At 41.8% G+C, this 16,201-nt stretch carries 17 protein-coding genes; 14 read left to right on the top strand and 3 right to left on the bottom strand.

The window, feature by feature from the left end:
• Nucleotides 1-7 precede the first annotated feature (7 nt).
• From L3V41_RS02655 to L3V41_RS02640, 4 genes are all read left to right on the top strand, one after another.
• Nucleotides 8-3,118 (top strand): multidrug efflux RND transporter permease subunit, encoded by a 3,111-nt coding sequence (locus L3V41_RS02655; protein WP_237127118.1) that lies wholly within the window; start codon nt 8-10, stop codon nt 3,116-3,118.
• 108 nt (nt 3,119-3,226) lie between these two features.
• Nucleotides 3,227-3,547 (top strand): HI1450 family dsDNA-mimic protein, encoded by a 321-nt coding sequence (locus tag L3V41_RS02650; RefSeq protein ID WP_062569648.1) that lies wholly within the window; start codon nt 3,227-3,229, stop codon nt 3,545-3,547.
• Between the two features lie 71 nt (nt 3,548-3,618).
• Entirely contained in the window at nt 3,619-4,401 is a 783-nt protein-coding gene (locus L3V41_RS02645; protein ID WP_228074502.1) for a DUF481 domain-containing protein, read from the top strand.
• A gap of 14 nt (nt 4,402-4,415) precedes the next feature.
• Nucleotides 4,416-4,892, top strand: coding sequence for a hypothetical protein (locus L3V41_RS02640; RefSeq protein ID WP_062569650.1), 477 nt, complete (start codon nt 4,416-4,418; stop codon nt 4,890-4,892).
• A 70-nt stretch (nt 4,893-4,962) separates the two neighbouring features.
• Here L3V41_RS02640 and L3V41_RS02635 read toward each other — a convergent pair whose 3' ends face one another.
• Both L3V41_RS02635 and ygfZ read right to left on the bottom strand, forming a co-directional pair.
• The gene (locus L3V41_RS02635) at nt 4,963-5,448 is read right to left on the bottom strand and encodes a peptidylprolyl isomerase (RefSeq protein WP_054554327.1); all 486 of its coding nucleotides are present in this window, start codon (nt 5,446-5,448) and stop codon (nt 4,963-4,965) included.
• A gap of 12 nt (nt 5,449-5,460) precedes the next feature.
• Complete coding sequence (gene ygfZ, locus L3V41_RS02630; RefSeq protein ID WP_237127117.1) at nt 5,461-6,372, bottom strand: tRNA-modifying protein YgfZ; 912 nt, start codon at nt 6,370-6,372, stop codon at nt 5,461-5,463.
• A 120-nt stretch (nt 6,373-6,492) separates the two neighbouring features.
• Between ygfZ and L3V41_RS02625 the strand changes: the two genes are divergently transcribed.
• Both L3V41_RS02625 and L3V41_RS02620 read left to right on the top strand, forming a co-directional pair.
• Nucleotides 6,493-6,744 (top strand): succinate dehydrogenase assembly factor 2, encoded by a 252-nt coding sequence (locus L3V41_RS02625; RefSeq protein ID WP_062569652.1) that lies wholly within the window; start codon nt 6,493-6,495, stop codon nt 6,742-6,744.
• A 190-nt stretch (nt 6,745-6,934) separates the two neighbouring features.
• Nucleotides 6,935-7,144: a hypothetical protein gene (locus L3V41_RS02620; RefSeq protein WP_157066210.1), complete on the top strand. Its 210-nt coding sequence runs from the start codon at nt 6,935-6,937 to the stop codon at nt 7,142-7,144.
• Here L3V41_RS02620 and nadB read toward each other — a convergent pair.
• Nucleotides 7,119-8,741, bottom strand: coding sequence for an L-aspartate oxidase (gene nadB / locus L3V41_RS02615; protein WP_062569654.1), 1,623 nt, complete (start codon nt 8,739-8,741; stop codon nt 7,119-7,121). The two genes, L3V41_RS02620 and nadB, sit on opposite strands and share 26 nt — an antisense overlap.
• 400 nt (nt 8,742-9,141) lie before the next feature.
• Here nadB and rpoE point away from each other — a divergent pair, with 400 nt between their 5' ends.
• From rpoE to era, 8 genes are all read left to right on the top strand, one after another.
• Entirely contained in the window at nt 9,142-9,723 is a 582-nt protein-coding gene (gene rpoE / locus L3V41_RS02610) for an RNA polymerase sigma factor RpoE (protein WP_036969086.1), read from the top strand.
• Nucleotide 9,724: 1 nt separating this feature from the next.
• Nucleotides 9,725-10,351, top strand: a complete 627-nt coding sequence (locus tag L3V41_RS02605) for an RseA family anti-sigma factor (protein WP_062569655.1) — start codon at nt 9,725-9,727, stop codon at nt 10,349-10,351.
• Nucleotides 10,352-10,355: 4 nt separating this feature from the next.
• Nucleotides 10,356-11,312, top strand: a complete 957-nt coding sequence (locus tag L3V41_RS02600; protein WP_193987663.1) for a MucB/RseB C-terminal domain-containing protein — start codon at nt 10,356-10,358, stop codon at nt 11,310-11,312.
• Nucleotides 11,313-11,315: 3 nt separating this feature from the next.
• Complete coding sequence (locus L3V41_RS02595; protein WP_130150422.1) at nt 11,316-11,765, top strand: SoxR reducing system RseC family protein; 450 nt, start codon at nt 11,316-11,318, stop codon at nt 11,763-11,765.
• Between the two features lie 70 nt (nt 11,766-11,835).
• The gene (lepA, locus tag L3V41_RS02590; protein WP_062569658.1) at nt 11,836-13,623 is read left to right on the top strand and encodes a translation elongation factor 4; all 1,788 of its coding nucleotides are present in this window, start codon (nt 11,836-11,838) and stop codon (nt 13,621-13,623) included.
• 25 nt (nt 13,624-13,648) lie between these two features.
• Nucleotides 13,649-14,584, top strand: a complete 936-nt coding sequence (gene lepB, locus L3V41_RS02585; protein WP_062569659.1) for a signal peptidase I — start codon at nt 13,649-13,651, stop codon at nt 14,582-14,584.
• A gap of 2 nt (nt 14,585-14,586) precedes the next feature.
• On the top strand, nt 14,587-15,264 hold the full coding sequence (gene rnc, locus L3V41_RS02580; RefSeq protein WP_062569660.1) for a ribonuclease III: 678 nt from the start codon (nt 14,587-14,589) through the stop codon (nt 15,262-15,264).
• Complete coding sequence (gene era / locus L3V41_RS02575; RefSeq protein ID WP_062569661.1) at nt 15,254-16,186, top strand: GTPase Era; 933 nt, start codon at nt 15,254-15,256, stop codon at nt 16,184-16,186. Before rnc ends, era begins: the two co-directional genes overlap by 11 nt.
• Nucleotides 16,187-16,201 lie beyond the last annotated feature (15 nt).

Here is a 16,201-nt window from a genome sequence, read left to right as displayed (position 1 = left end):
GTATGAGATGATTAGTAAAACATTTATATCTCGCCCTAAGTTTGCACTGGTTATATCTATTGTTATTACGATTGCGGGCTTAATATCGATGGCTTTATTGCCGGTTAATATGTACCCGCAAATTACCCCGCCACAAGTACAAATCACGGCCAGTTACCCTGGTGCAAGTGCGCAAATAGTCGAAGAGTCTGTTATTAGGCCCATAGAAGAGCAGGTTAATGGTGTTGAAGATATGATGTATATCGAGTCAACTTCATCTAATAACGGCACGGCCAACATAACTGTTTACTTCAAGGTTGGCACTGATACGGACATAGCACAGGTCAATGTGCAAAACCGCGTTGCACTGGCTGAGTCAGGCTTGCCTGAAGAGGTGAAACGTCAAGGGGTGTCAGTAAAGAAAAAATCAAGCTCAATGCTTTTAGGTATTAACCTGTATTCAAGCAAAGATAATATTGATGCTATTTTTCTAAGTAACTACGCGACAAATTATTTAACTGAGCCTTTAGGGCGTATCAATGGTGTGGCCTCAGCGGAGGTGATGGGGGAGCAGACGTACTCGATGCGATTATGGCTGCGTCCAGATAGAATGGCTTCTTTAGAGTTAACGGTGGCGGAAGTACAGGCTGCGCTACAAGAGCAAAACACCATAGTGGCTGCGGGTAAGTTGGGGGCGGCACCAACAGGGCCTAGCCAGCAATTTGAATACTCAATTCAGGCGAAGGGGCGTTTAAAGACACCAGAAGAGTTTGGTCAAACCATTATTCGCGCAAATAAAGATGGTAATTTTGTGCGTTTAAATGATATCGCGCGCATTGAAATGGGTGCTGCAAGTTACAGTACGACCGCCAAATTAAACCAGCAAGATACTGCGTTTATTGTTATTTATCAGCTAACTGAGGCGAATGCGACACAAGTTGCCACCGATGTTAAAGCGCGTATGGAGGAACTAGCAAAGCAGCTACCTGATGGTATTGAGTACTCAATTCCCTATGATACGACTGAATTTATTAATCGTTCTATTGAAGAAGTGGTAATAACACTTGTACAAGCCGTTGGTTTGGTTATTTTAGTGGTGTTTTTGTTTTTACAAAATTGGCGCGCAACACTGATTCCTACCGTTGCGATTCCGGTGTCTTTGGTGGGTACCTTCGCATTTATGATGATGATGGGTTATTCCATCAACCTAATTACGCTATTTGGTTTGGTGCTGGCAATCGGGATTGTGGTTGATGATGCGATTATCGTTATCGAAAATGTTGAGCGGATCTTAAAAGAAGAGAAACTACCAATAAAAGAAGCCGTTACCAAAGCAATGGAGCAGGTATCAGGCCCCATTGTTGCAACCACCCTTGTGTTATTAGCGGTATTTGTGCCTGTTGGATTTATGCCTGGGATCACCGGAGAGCTTTATAAGCAATTCTCCGTAACGATTTCATTCGCTGTACTTATTTCATCTGTTAATGCACTTACTTTAAGTCCTGCGCTGTGTGCTTTGCTATTAAATGAAAAAGCCATGCAGCCAATAAAATGGCTAGCTCCTTTTGAAAATGTGATCACACGCTCAACCAGCGGATATAGCAAAGTAATTAATTTTATCTTAAAGCGTTCTGCGCGAATGGCACTTTTCGCTGTGGTAATTTTTGCTGCCGCAGGGTGGCTTGTAAAAACGGTTCCCACAGGGTTTGTACCCGCAGAAGATCAGGGCTTTTTGTTTGTTGATGTGCAGTTGCCAGATGCAGCAGCAAGTAATCGTACTCAAGAAGTGATGCATAAATTAGGGGATATTGTAAAAAATGAGCCCGCAGCGACTGATTTTATTGCTGTCTCTGGGTTTTCGTTGCTAGGGGGGGCAGGTTCAAATAATGCATTAGGCATTGTGATTTTGAAGGACTGGGAAGAGCGAACCAGCTCTGAGCTCGGCTTACGAGCTGTGTTGACTCGTTTAATGGGGCAATTTTGGGCGATGCCAGATGCGCAGATAATGGCATTTAATCCGCCATCAATTCCAGGTCTAGGTACTAGTGCAGGTTTTGAGTTTAGGTTACAAGATAGTGAAGGGCGTGAGCCTGTTGAGCTTGCTCAGGTATTAAATGGACTTATTTATGAGGCAAATCAGCGTCCGGAGCTTTCTAATGTTTACAGCACATTCAGAGCAAATGTACCGCAATACTTTTTAGAGGTTGACCGTAATAAGGCCAAGGCTCAAGGCGTGGCCCTTAGCGATATTTTCTTAACTTTACAGGCACAATTAGGATCATTGTATATTAATGACTTTAATCAATTTAGCCGCACATACAGAGTGATCATGCAGGCGGAAAGTCGTTTTCGTCAAAATCCAGCAGACTTACAATACTACTATGTGCGTAATGATGAAGGTGCGATGGTGCCGCTTACTACACTTGCTAAGCTTGAGCCAATCCTTGGCCCAACCAGCTTAACGCACTTTAACTTGTATCGCAGTGCGAGTATTAGCGGACAACCTGCAGCAGGTTACTCAAGTGGTGATGCGATAAAAGTCATGCAAGAATTAGCTGAGCAGTTGCCAACGGGTTATGTTTATGAATGGGCAGGGCAATCTAAACAAGAAATAGAAGCCGGTAATGTTGCACCGATTCTATTTGGTTTAGCGGTTGTTTTTGTTTACTTATTCTTAGTCGCACAATACGAAAGTTGGACGATTCCATTTTCGGTCATTGCCGCCGTACCACTGGCGTTATTTGGTGCAATGCTTGCGTTGTATATAATTGGTATGGAAAATAATATTTATGCACAAGTAGGCCTTGTGTTGTTAATTGGCCTATCAACTAAAACTGCGATTCTGATCGTTGAGTTTGCTATGGAAGAACGCTCAGCGGGTAAAGGGATCCTCGAAGCAGCATTAAATGCGGCTAAAATGCGTTTTAGAGCGGTGTTAATGACAGCCCTCTCGTTTGTGCTTGGCGTATTACCTTTGGTATTTGCAAGCGGCGCAGGCGCTGGAAGTCGAATATCACTGGGTGTAACAGTGCTGTTTGGTATGTTAGCTGCTACGATATTTGGTACATTGTTGGTGCCACTATTTTATACCCTTGTGCAAGGGATGCGTGAAAAAATAAAAGGGCAGGCATCTTCATAGCCTAATCAGTGAAAATAAAAAAAGTCAGGGTAACCTGGCTTTTTTTTTGGTAAAACTCAAAAGAGGTTTGTTATCATAGCTTAATTCAAATATCAGAGGGTTTTGGTCATGGCTGGTCCACGCTTATACAGTGAAGAAGAAGTAACACATCAGGCGTATGATATATTTTTAGAATTGGCACCTGACAACTTAAGCGAGCAAGATATTGCTGACTTTAACGAGCACCGCGAAGAGCTCGGTTTTATTGAAGAAGGTGAACCGGATAGTCAATGGCACGATTTTGTTGCATTAGAAATTGAACCTGAGCTGTTTGTGCAAGTCTTAGTAGGACTTGAATTTGATAATCAAGATATTCTGTTTGCCAAAATTTTAATTAGCCGAGATAAAGATGCGCCTTTTTGTCATATTCTTTGGAAAGATAGCGAATAAATTTTCCGCCGATGTTTGATTTAACCCCGAGTTGCTTTTATACACTAAAACGTGCACTTTTAGTCGCTTTTATGCTGGCTAGCTGGCAGGTTGCTGCCGTTGATCCATTTGAAGATTTTCATGAGTATGGTCAGCTATCCGAAGAAGAAATCCATAAAATTCATAAGGGCGAGATGCTTTATGGAGATATGGAATTTGGTTTTATGATTAGTAGTGGTAATACAGATTCAACTAGCTTTAAATATAAAGGTAATCTGTATCAGGATTTTGAGAAATGGCGTAATCAATTCAAAATAGACACCCTATATAAACGAGACCGTAATGACGAAACTGGCGATGATGAAGTCTCGGCTGATCGAATCTTTATATCAGCACAAGGTAACTACAAGCTAAACGTTAAAAATGAATCGTTCTTTATTTATGCGGATTATGAAGAAGATGAATTTAGTGGCTTAGAGTTTAAAAGCACTGTGGCTACAGGCTATGGCAATCGAATATACCAAGGCAGTAAGAACAAGGTTGATATTGATGTTGGGCCTGGCCTTTACCGCTCCGTTGCCGATGAAGATATGGCAACTGAAGAGGATGAAACTAAAACCGGCTACTTATTACGCTTAGCTTTGCAGTGGGAGCGCACGGTATCTGCACGCACACGTTTTAATCAAGATGTGAGTTATGAGCAATCCATGTCAGGGTTAAATTCGCGACTAAAATCAGAAACCTCGCTGATCAGCAAAATCATGGGTGATGTATCGCTTAAATTTACCTATATGTACCGTTACAATTCAAAACCAGAGGAAGACAAGCTTAAGTATGATTCAGAGCTCAGTGCCACCTTTGTTTATAGCTTTTAATTAGAGAGTTCTTTATGTATCAACATAAGCAATACGCACTATTTATCTTTATTGTTTTAGGCTGGATAGGTGGTTTTCTTGCCTTGGCATGGAACTTAATAGGTGCAGATGTGCCATTAATGGGATTTAGTGCGATTTTAGTGTTAGTGGCTTTTTTATTTCATAGCTTAACCATCAAAGTAACGGATAAAACAGTGAGCTGGGCATTTGGGCCAGGTGTGTTTGGTAAAACAGTGAGCTTTGACGACATTGAGTCAGTTAGAGCTGTTAGCAATTCATTTCGTCATGGAATTGGCTTACGTATAACTCACGATGGCTGGGTGTACAGTGTATCTGGTTTTAGTGCGGTAGAACTGGCAATGAAAGATGGTACACATTACCGTTTAGGCACCAATGATCAAGCTGGTTTACTTGCTGCGCTTAATGCGCATATAACTCAACCTGAAGCTATGCCAGAAGCAAAGGAAGAAGTGAGCGCAGAACCTGAGTAAGTGATACCCTTTTGTAGGGCATGCTATAGCTATAAAAAAAAGCGCCATTGGCGCTTTTTTAGTGTTTCGTTTAGTGGCTGTGACCGCAACCACCTTCACCGTGCACATGACCATGTGCTAATTCTTCTTCTGTGGCATCGCGTACTTCAAGTACTTCAACATCAAAGTGAAGTGTAATACCTGAAAGAGGATGATTACCATCTACAATCACGTCTTCATCTTGGATTTCAATGATCATGACTGATTGATCGCCTGCATCAGTTGTTGCTCTAAATTGCATACCGACTTCAATTTCCATGCCTTCGAACATTGACTTCGGCACTGCTTGCATTAGGTCGTCGTGACGTTCACCATAGCCTTGTTCTGGCTCTACAGTCACACTGAATGTATCACCGGCTTCTTTACCGAGTAGCGCGTTTTCAAGACCTGGGATTAAAAATCCTGTGCCCACGATAAACACCAGTGGTTCACCATCGAAAGAATTGTCGATGGTATTTTTGTTATTATCCAATACTGAATAATGCATTTTTACCACTTTGTTTGCTGCTACGATCATAGTCATTCCTATTTATTCATCTTCGAGAGAGTAAGGCAGAGCTTGAATTGATAGCTCAACCTGAGGGAGGTGTTTTGCACGTAATACGTGGCCTGTTTCATTGTCATTTGGTAAGACCACAAGGCCCATAAGGGTGTGCGTTTGTTGATTATAACTTTGGCTGATAAGCTTACCTGCACGGCGCCAGTTTTCGCCCATTTGTGTTTCAAGCTCTAGTTCATCGAGTAAACCATCGGCTTTACCTGCGACGATATACATGGCACGTTTATTTTTTCCGAGATACTTCATGCGGGCGACGGTTTCTTGCCCCGTATAACAGCCTTTTCTGAAGCTAATGCCCCCTATGGCCTGTAAATTAACCATTTGCGGTACATATTCGCCAATAGCATCTTTATTTAAAGAGGGTTCAGCGGCAGCGATTGCTGCTTCTTGCCACATGCTGTCATTATCAAGTGCGGTAATATCGTCAGGTAAGCTAAAGTCATTATTTACCACCAATAATACGCGGTTATCTGCAAGCTTCAGTGCTTTGCCTCCTGCAAAATCAACAGCAGTCTGCGTATCATTAAAGTGGATATTCAATAACGTGAGGGTTGAGGTAAGATCTTCACCGATTAAGCCAATAAGCGACTTATCAGATTGCTCAATCTCAACTTGAGAGAATACAGCATACTTTTTTAATTCGCCCAAAGATTGTGCTACCTCAGGTTTAGAGCCAACTAGGTAGTAGTTATCTTGGTATGTAAATAACTTGAACACACCCCAAAGTTTACCTTTGGCATTACAGTGACCTGCCCATAAGAAGTTATCGTTACTTAGCTTATTGATATCTTGAGTAACTTGCCCGTGAAGGTATGACAGCTTATCTTTACCAGAAAGGCTAATAAGCGTATGAGATAATGGGCATGCGTAAACAGTCGACATAAAAACCTTCTTTACGATATAAGTGAGCCCTAATGATAACTTAGTTAGGGTGGCAATTTAAATAGCTGTTTATTCGATTGCAATTTGTTAAACTGCAGACAAATAAGTACGAGGTTTAAAATGACTGAAATTCACAGTAAAGAACGCATTCGTTGGGCGTGCCGCCGTGGTATGCTCGAACTTGATGTTTTATTCATGCCATTCGTTGAGCAAGCGTTTGACTCACTATCTAAAGAGCAGCAAGCTGTATTTCAACGCTTACTTGAGTGCGATGATCCTGATTTATTTGCATGGTTCATGGGACATGAAGAATGCAAAGATGCAGAGCTCAAGGGCATGGTGACGCTTATTTTAGATCGAGTTCGTGTATAGGTTTACCGTCAAAAATAACTTCTCAGACCACAAACCCTTTGTGGTCTTCTTTTGTTTTCTAGCCCTATTATTATACTTTTCTTATAGTCATATCTTATCAGAGCTTTTAGCCTGTTTTGCTTGCCTTGTTATTGGTATTGCTTGTTTCAAAAAAGTACAACAAGCACAACCTAGTGATGGAGTGATAATTTTGCAGCAATCACAGCTAGGCTTTTTTAATGAACAGTTACAACTGCAAGGTGAGATAAGTCCCAAGAGCTATGTATTTGCGAATCATGTAGTTATAAGATTAATTGGCTTTTATCAATCACACTGGCTGATTATTTCGTCAGCCAGTGTTGATGCGCTAAGTTTTTCTCGTTTGCGACGAGCGGTTATTGCAGTGCAGCAACCAGCTTAGGAGTTAAAATAGTGGGGGTTGGGTTTTCAGTTTGATTTGGGTAGTCGATTGTATAATGAAGCCCGCGGCTCTCTTTTCGCTCAAGGGCGCTACGAATAATAAGCTCTGCAACTTGTACCAAGTTACGAAGTTCTAGTAAGTTATTTGTAACCCTGAAGTTTGCATAGTAATCATGGATTTCTTGTTGCAGTAATTCAACGCGATGCAGTGCGCGTTCTAAGCGCTTGGTAGAGCGCACAATGCCCACGTAATCCCACATAAATAACCTTAGCTCATGCCAGTTGTGGGTTATAACGATTTCTTCATCTGAGTTAGTGACACGACTTTCATCCCATAAAGGTAATGCTTCTGGCGCAGGAGAGGTGTCAATTTTGCTTAAAATGTCTTTTGCCGCAGCATGGGCAAACACAATACACTCAAGTAATGAGTTACTCGCCATTCTGTTTGCACCGTGAAGACCTGTATAAGCCACTTCACCCACGGCATATAAATTATCGAGATCTGTACGACCATTAAAGTCAGTCATAACACCACCGCACGTATAATGCGCGGCAGGGACGACTGGGATCGCCTCTTTCGTTATATCAAGGCCAACACTTAAGCACTTTGCGTAGATAGTTGGGAAGTGCTCAATAATAAAATCTTTATCTTTGTGGCTGATATCTAAATAGACACAATTTGCACCAAGGCGTTTCATTTCAAAGTCGATAGCGCGAGCGACAATATCACGAGGCGCAAGCTCTTCGCGCTCGTCAAAATCTTTCATAAAGCGTGTGCCATCAGGGCGCTTTAAATAAGCGCCTTCACCACGCATCGCTTCAGTAATTAAAAAGTTTTGTAATTCAGGGTGGTACAAACTTGTAGGGTGGAATTGGTTAAATTCCATATTCGCCACTCGACAACCAGAGCGCCACGCCATCGCAATACCATCACCGCTCGATACATCAGGGTTTGAGGTATATAAGTACACCTTGCTTGCACCGCCAGTTGCAAGCGCGACAAACTTAGCAGCAATCGTTTCTACTTTTTTATCTTCACAATTCCAGACATATAAGCCATGGATATGCTTTCCTTTTCTGCCAAGGCTCTTATCACCAATTAAATCAATCGCATTGTAGTTTTCTAGTAATGTGATGTTAGGGTGTGCTTGTACTTGGCTGATAAGTGTTGTTTGTACAGCACGACCCGTTGCATCAGCAGCGTGCAGAATACGGCGATGACTATGGCCGCCTTCACGGGTTAGGTGAAAACGTTCTTTGCCCTTTGAGTCAAACTCCATGTCAAAAGGCACACCTTGCTCAATAAGCCACTTTAAACACTTTTTAGCGTTGCTTGCAGTGTAGTGAACCGCATCACGGTCACACAGGCCACCACCTGCATCCAGTGTGTCTTCAACATGAGATTCAATGCTGTCATTTTTCTTATCAAAAACCGCCGCAATACCGCCTTGTGCATACAAAGTAGAGCCTTCTGTAAGTGCCCCTTTACTTAATACGGTTACTTTACAGTGATTAGCGAGTGATAAGGCAAGGGAAAGGCCTGCGGCGCCGCTGCCAATGATAGCGACATCAGTAATGTGATGTTTATTTTGGTTCATGTCTGTGGTCTTAGCGGTTACAATGCTCAGCTGATAGTGCAAAAGTTTGAGCAAAAAAGTTTTGATATGATATATGTATATGTACCATATTTGCTGTAGCACTATTAGTTATTTTAAATGTTATACCAATCTTATTAGATTTTTTGTCATATAAACAGTGTACTATCAACTGTTTTGCACAAATGTAGAATAGCTTTGAATTAGAATAGCTGTTGATTTTAAAGCTATTTTTGAAGTTTTACGCAAATAAGAACGGTATAACTCAATATATTTGCATGCTATCTTATAAAAAAAACATTTTAAACTGAACTTTTATATTCATCGTGCAGTCAGAGTTTGTGTAAACAATGGCGAGTATATGAATAGCAAGCAAGAATCAAACAGAGGAGTACCGGCTCGAATGAGCGAGCAGGATTTGGATTTAGCGCTAGTTAAAAGGGTCCAGCAAGGAGATAAAAACGCCTTCAACCTATTAGTTAGAAAATATCAGAATAAAATCGCAGGCTTGATCTCACGTTATGTGTCGAATCAAGGTGATGTTGCTGATGTCGCTCAGGAAGCTTTTATTAAAGCTTACCGTGCGTTACCTAACTTTAGAGGAGACAGCGCCTTTTATACTTGGTTATACCGTATCGCCGTAAATTGTGCTAAAAATTACTTAGTTGCTCAGGGCCGAAAGCCCCCAGCGAACGATGTTGATGCAGAAGAAGCTGAGTTTTATGACAGTGCAGATGCAATGCGTTCTAACGCATCGCCAGAAAATCTGTTACTCAGTGACGAAGTACGTGCTGTAATTTTTAATACAATTGATAGTTTGCCTGAAGATCTGAAAACTGCGATTACCCTTCGAGAGATAGAAGGGATGAGCTATGAAGAAATAGCCGTGGTTATGGATTGCCCCGTGGGGACTGTACGTTCACGTATATTCCGTGCCCGCGAAGCGATTGATAATAAATTAAATCCATTAATAGGTGAGTCTTAGTATGACAAAAGCAGACGTTAACAAGTTGGATAACGAACAGCTATCCGCATTACTTGACGGCGAACAGCAACTAACCGATGAAGCGATAACAAAAGATGATGTCGCGACATTTGGTCGTTATGCGATGATCGGTGATGCAATGCGTGCTGAGGCAAACAACAGCGCTTTTAACTTTGATATTGCCGACGCCGTTGCAGATGCACTTGAACACGAACCTGTCTATGCCGATTTCGCGAATAAAACAAATGCACCAAAAAGCGAAGAAATTGTGGCAGCAACAGGTACTGACAATGTTGTCGCATTTAACTGGCGCCGCCCATTTGCACAAGTTGCTATCGCAGCAAGCGTTGCAATGTTCGCGATAGTGGGCGTACAAACATTGCCGCAAAACAGTGAGTCACCTGAAAGTGACATTCCATTGCTACAAACAACCCCATTGACTGGCGTGGCATCACCGGTGAGCTACTCATCTGAACAGCCAGCGCTTGAAAATGCACAGCAAGGTTTGCGTGAGTTACAGCAGCAGCGAATTGGTGCACTTGTTCTAGAGCACCATAGACAAGCACGTGTTGCTTATTCATTAGAAAAGTCGCAAACTGAGGCCAAAGCCGAAGAGGAAAATCACTAATTTAATGAAAGTTATTACTTTTATTTTATCGCTGGTAATAAGTGCATCCGCTTTTGCCAGCGACGAAAACCCCGCCAAAGCATTATTATTAGATATGGCTAAAGCCGTTCATACCCGTAATTTTGATGCATCCTTTGTGGTCGTTAAAGGTCAAGCAATGGAGCCTTATCGCTGGTTACACGCAAAACAAGGTGATATTGAGCTTGAGCATTTAAGTTTATTGAATGGTGCTGGTCTTGAGATGGCGCGTGTGAACGATCACGTTACTTATTTTGAGCCACACTCAGAGCCTTACTCTGTCAAAACTGACTCAATTGCAGGACCAATTCCAGAGGTTTTGTTTAAAGATATTGAGCGTTTAAGTGCTCATTATGATTTCGTTCTTGGCGGAAAAGGCCGTATAGCTGGGCGTTCAGCGCAATTGGTTCGTATAGAATCAAAAGACGAGTTTAAGTTTAATTACTGGATTTGGCTTGATACTGAGTCATCATTATTACTTAAATCTGCTTATGTTAACCACAAAGGCGAAATGCTGGAACAATTACAGCTTACTCATATCAGTGTGACGGAGCAGCCAGCTCCCTTATTGCTTGAGATGCAGAACCGTGACTTTCCAACTCCCTTACCAGTGAGTGAAATTGACAATGAAAGTACAGGTACGGCAGTTAATAACTGGAAGATTGGCTGGTTACCTGATGGATTTAAACTGTTAAAATCTGATCGCCATAAGCTTGATTTAAACAATGAGCTAACAGATTATTACTTGTATTCAGATGGCTTTGTTGAAGTCTCTGTATTTGTTCAAAGACCATTGCCAGGCAAACGCCCCAGTGGTGCGCTTTCATCGGGCGCTACCACAATCTATGTGCATAACAGTGGTAGCTTTGATGTGTCAGTTGTTGGTAATATTCCCGCTATGACAGCTAAAGCCATTGCAGAGTCGGTAGCACGACCTCTTTAAACCATGATTGAACAAACACTTACTGTCGTGTCAGTAAAAGGCACGACAGCAAATTTAGAAGCAGAGCAAAAACAAGCCTGTGCAGGGTGCAATGGCCGTTGTGGCTCACAAGTCTTTGCCAAGTTATTTGGTACCGCTAAAAAAACATTCCCATACACATTCGATAATGAGCTAAAAGTAGGGCAAAAAGTAACCTTAGCGTTGGATGATAGTCATTTAGTAAAACACGCGATGGCTGTGTATATGTTGCCTCTCTTACTTAGTTTGGGGTTCGCTTTAGCTGCTTTTGCAGTATTTTCGCTTGCTGAAGGGTGGCAAATTTTAGCAGCCTTGTTGGGAGGCTTAATTGGCTATGCGATAGCTAAATCAAGGGTTAAGAGCCTAAAACATGATATAAAAGTAATAAAAATTCACCCAATTACTATTCCTTTCACTCAAATAGATGGTGATTAAAGCCAATTAAATGTAAAATTGTCGCTTTATACACTTAGTCCATTTTATATAGAAGTTTAGAATCCAGTTTATGAAGCATATCCGTAATTTTTCGATCATCGCCCATATCGACCATGGTAAATCGACTCTCTCTGACCGTCTTATCCAAGTTTGTGGTGGTTTAACAGACCGTGAAATGCAGCAGCAGGTGTTAGACTCAATGGACATTGAGCGTGAGCGTGGTATTACCATTAAAGCGCAAAGTGTAACGCTAAATTATACAGCCAAAGATGGCGAGACCTATCAATTAAACTTCATCGATACCCCAGGGCACGTTGACTTCACTTACGAAGTATCACGTTCGCTTGCAGCCTGTGAAGGTGCGCTTTTAGTTGTTGATGCGGGTCAAGGTGTAGAAGCACAAACTTTGGCTAACTGCTATACAGCGATTGAAATGGACTTAGAAGTTATTCCTGTTCTAAACAAAATCGACTTACCGCAAGCCGATCCACTTCGCGTTGCTGAAGAAATCGAAGACATCATTGGTATCGACGCCTTAGAGGCTGTTCGTTGTAGTGCAAAAACAGGTATCGGTATTGAAGAAGTGTTAGAGGTTATCGTTAAAGATATTCCGCCACCAGAAGGTGACAAAGACAAGCCTCTACAAGCATTAATTATCGATTCATGGTTTGACCCATACCAAGGCGTTGTATCCTTAGTACGTATCAAGCACGGTGAGCTACGCGCGGGCGATAAAATTAAGATCATGTCGAATGACCAAGTTCACATTGCTGATAAAGTGGGTATTTTCACACCAAAGCAAACTAACACGGGCATCTTAAAAACCGGTGAAGTGGGCTTTGTAATTGCGGGTATTAAAGAAATCCATGGTGCACCAGTAGGTGATACCATTACTTTACAACGTAATTCTGCTCCAGAACGCTTACCAGGTTTCCAACGCATTAAACCACAGGTTTATGCGGGTATGTTCCCAATTTCATCAGATGATTATGAATCATTCCGTGATGCGCTTGATAAACTGAGCTTGAACGATGCATCGTTATTCTTCGAGCCAGAAAATTCAACAGCACTAGGTTTTGGTTTCCGTTGTGGCTTCTTAGGTATGCTACACATGGAAATCATCCAAGAGCGTCTTGAACGTGAATACGATATTGATCTTATCACCACGGCTCCTACGGTAATCTATGAAGTTGAAACTAAAGACGGCGTTAAGCAGATTGATAATCCATCTGATCTTCCACCGGTCAATAATATTCTTGAGATCCGTGAGCCAATTGTTGAAGCTAACATATTAGTTCCACAAGAATTTTTAGGTAACGTAATTACGCTTTGTGTTGAAAAGCGCGGCGTACAAACTAAAATGAACTACCACGGTAAGCAAGTGGCGGTAACATACGAATTACCAATGGCTGAGGTCGTTATGGACTTCTTCGATAAGTTAAAATCAACAAGCCGTGGTTTTGCGTCACTTGATTATAACTTTAAGCACTTCCAAGCGTCAGATATGGTACGCGTGGACGTACTAATCAATGGTGAACGTGTCGATGCATTAGCCATCATTGTACACCGTGATATCGCGCAATCACGTGGTCGTCTATTAGCTGAGGCACTGAAAGATCTGATTCCACGTCAACAGTTTGATATTGCAATTCAAGCGGCAATTGGTCAGCATGTTATTGCGCGTACAACTGTCAAACAGTTACGTAAAAACGTAATTGCAAAGTGTTACGGTGGTGACGTAAGCCGTAAGAAAAAGCTTCTACAGAAGCAAAAAGAAGGTAAAAAGCGAATGAAGCAACTAGGTAACGTTGAAGTGCCGCAAGATGCGTTCTTAGCTATCCTTAAAGTTGGTAAATAATAGAAGTTAATAAAGGAATTAATGCATGGCGGGTTATTTTTCGATTTTTTTAGTGTTGTTAACGCTTGGCTCAGGGCTAATCTGGTTAATTGACCATTTTATGTTTGCACCAAAGCGTCAACAACGCATCGCCCTTGCTCAAAATGCGTCGGGCGGTGAGCTAGACGAAGAAACTGCCGCATTAATTGCGCCAGAACCAAGTATTACTGAAACGGCAAAATCAATCTTCCCGATGATCGCCGCAATTACAATTTTTCGTTCATTTATTTTTGAGCCGTTTCAGATACCATCAGGTTCGATGATGCCAACGCTATTGGTTGGTGACTTTATATTGGTTCAGAAGTACTCATATGGTATTAAAGATCCAGTATGGCGTACTCAACTTGTTGATGTTGATGAGCCAGAGCGTGGTGATATAGTTGTATTTAAATACCCTTTGGATGAGCGCGTGGATTACATTAAACGTGCTGTCGGTTTACCAGGGGATAAAATAGTTTATCGCAATAAGCATCTTTATATCCAACCTAAGTGTGAGGATGGAGCAACGCAGCAAGGTGAGTTGTTGTGTAATGAATACAATAAAATTGATATGGAAATTCTCAATAGTGACGAATTCAAGCAAGGGTCTATGAATTTAGTACGCTTAGATGAAAATCTAGGCACAGTGAATCATAACATCTTGATTAACCCTGAAGCGCTTGAAATGAAGGGCCGTTATTATCAACAACCAGGTACACGCTCAGATGAGTGGGTTGTTCCTGCTGATCATTATTTTATGATGGGTGATAATCGTGATAACAGCCAAGACAGTCGCTTTTGGGGCTTTGTGCCAAAAGAAAACCTGGTAGGTAAAGCCGTCTTTATATGGATGAGTTTTGAATTTGAAAATGGCCCAGATGACTTCTTACCAAGCTGGGTTCCAACTGGTGTTCGTTTTGAACGCCTAGGTAATATTCAGTAACGATGAAAAAAAACGTAACAGAGTTATACAAAAAAATAGGTTATACATTCACTGATCAAGCTTTGCTTGAACAGGCAATGACGCACCGCAGCCATAAAGGTCAACATAACGAGCGCTTAGAGTTTTTAGGTGATTCTATATTGAGCTTTGTGATTGCGAATGCGCTTTACAGCAAATTTCCTAAAGCGCGAGAAGGTGACTTAAGTCGCATGCGCTCAACCTTAGTGCGTGGTCAAACACTGGCTGAATTTGGTCTTGAGTTTGGCTTAGGCGATTACTTACGCTTGGGTCCTGGTGAGCTTAAAAGCGGCGGTTTTCGTCGTGAATCGACCTTAGCCGACGCAGTTGAAGCCATTATTGGTGCCGTATTCCTTGATTCAAACATTGAACAATGTGGTGAGTTAATTTTAAGCTGGTATGAATCGCGACTTGATGCAATTTCACCGGGTTTAAATCAGAAAGATCCAAAGACATTACTTCAAGAATACTTACAAGCGCGCAAGTTATCGTTACCAGGCTACACTGTTATTGATACAAAAGGTCAAGCGCACAATCAAACATTCACGGTTGAATGTATTGTTGAAGGGATGGATAGTATTATCTCAGTCGGTAGCTCGCGTCGTAAAGCGGAGCAAAAAGCTGCTGAAAAAGCCTTAAAGATACTTAAAAATGAATCTTGATGATTTAATTAGCAAAGAGCCAGCAGAGCTTGATACGCACTGCGGGATGATTGCCATTGTTGGCCGTCCAAATGTGGGTAAATCAACTTTACTTAACTACATTGTTGAGCAAAAGGTGAGTATTACCTCCCGTAAACCACAAACCACACGTCATCGTATTATGGGTATTCATACAGAAGGCAAATACCAAGCCGTGTACGTAGATACGCCAGGCTTACACGTTGACGAAAAACGTGCCATTAACCGCTTAATGAATCGTGCAGCATCAAGCTCAATTGGTGATGTGGAGCTGATCATTTTTGTGGTTGAAGGTACGCATTGGAATGACGACGATGAGATGGTACTTAATAAAGTACGTCAAAGCGGTCGCCCAGTGCTATTGGTTATGAATAAAATTGACCAAGTTAAAGACCGTGACTTAGTACTGCCGCACATGCAGTTTTTGGGCGGTAAATTTGATTTCGTTGGTATCATGCCTGTTTCGGCAAAGCAGGGAAAAAATATTGAACTCATTAAAGATGAAGTGAAAAAGCGCTTACCGCTTTGTGAATTTTATTTCCCTGAAGACTATGTGACAGACCGTTCAATGCGCTTTATGGCGGCAGAGGTTATCCGTGAAAAGCTAATGCGCTTTATGGGTGATGAATTACCGTATTCTGTTACCGTTGAAATCGAGCAATTTAAATGGCTTGATAACGGTGTATGGCAAATTAATGGTCTGATCCTCGTTGAGCGTGAAACGCAAAAGCGCATGGTCATTGGCAATAAAGGCGAAAAGCTGAAAGTGATTGGTCGTGAAGCTCGTAAGGACCTTGAAGACATGCTTGATAATAAAGTGTTCTTAGAGCTTTGGGTAAAAGTGAAATCAGGCTGGGCTGACGATGAGCGTGCACTACGTAGCCTTGGCTATGGTGAAGACTAAGTAAAGCCTACACGC

Source organism: Pseudoalteromonas sp. L21, from assembly GCF_021728035.1.
Lineage (GTDB): Bacteria > Pseudomonadota > Gammaproteobacteria > Enterobacterales > Alteromonadaceae > Pseudoalteromonas > Pseudoalteromonas arabiensis.
The sequence above is the reverse complement of the archived record's forward strand: the minus strand, read 5'-3'. Positions and strand labels throughout refer to the sequence as shown.

Coding starts and splice junctions, on each gene's coding strand:
- L3V41_RS02655 (WP_237127118.1), top strand. CDS start 8: ATGATTAGTAAAACATTTATATCTCGCCCTAAGTTTGCACTGGTTATA.
- L3V41_RS02650 (WP_062569648.1), top strand. CDS start 3,227: ATGGCTGGTCCACGCTTATACAGTGAAGAAGAAGTAACACATCAGGCG.
- L3V41_RS02645 (WP_228074502.1), top strand. CDS start 3,619: ATGCTGGCTAGCTGGCAGGTTGCTGCCGTTGATCCATTTGAAGATTTT.
- L3V41_RS02640 (WP_062569650.1), top strand. CDS start 4,416: ATGTATCAACATAAGCAATACGCACTATTTATCTTTATTGTTTTAGGC.
- L3V41_RS02635 (WP_054554327.1), bottom strand. CDS start 5,448: ATGATCGTAGCAGCAAACAAAGTGGTAAAAATGCATTATTCAGTATTG.
- ygfZ (WP_237127117.1), bottom strand. CDS start 6,372: ATGTCGACTGTTTACGCATGCCCATTATCTCATACGCTTATTAGCCTT.
- L3V41_RS02625 (WP_062569652.1), top strand. CDS start 6,493: ATGACTGAAATTCACAGTAAAGAACGCATTCGTTGGGCGTGCCGCCGT.
- nadB (WP_062569654.1), bottom strand. CDS start 8,741: ATGAACCAAAATAAACATCACATTACTGATGTCGCTATCATTGGCAGC.
- rpoE (WP_036969086.1), top strand. CDS start 9,142: ATGAGCGAGCAGGATTTGGATTTAGCGCTAGTTAAAAGGGTCCAGCAA.
- L3V41_RS02605 (WP_062569655.1), top strand. CDS start 9,725: ATGACAAAAGCAGACGTTAACAAGTTGGATAACGAACAGCTATCCGCA.
- L3V41_RS02600 (WP_193987663.1), top strand. CDS start 10,356: ATGAAAGTTATTACTTTTATTTTATCGCTGGTAATAAGTGCATCCGCT.
- L3V41_RS02595 (WP_130150422.1), top strand. CDS start 11,316: ATGATTGAACAAACACTTACTGTCGTGTCAGTAAAAGGCACGACAGCA.
- lepA (WP_062569658.1), top strand. CDS start 11,836: ATGAAGCATATCCGTAATTTTTCGATCATCGCCCATATCGACCATGGT.
- lepB (WP_062569659.1), top strand. CDS start 13,649: ATGGCGGGTTATTTTTCGATTTTTTTAGTGTTGTTAACGCTTGGCTCA.
- rnc (WP_062569660.1), top strand. CDS start 14,587: ATGAAAAAAAACGTAACAGAGTTATACAAAAAAATAGGTTATACATTC.
- era (WP_062569661.1), top strand. CDS start 15,254: ATGAATCTTGATGATTTAATTAGCAAAGAGCCAGCAGAGCTTGATACG.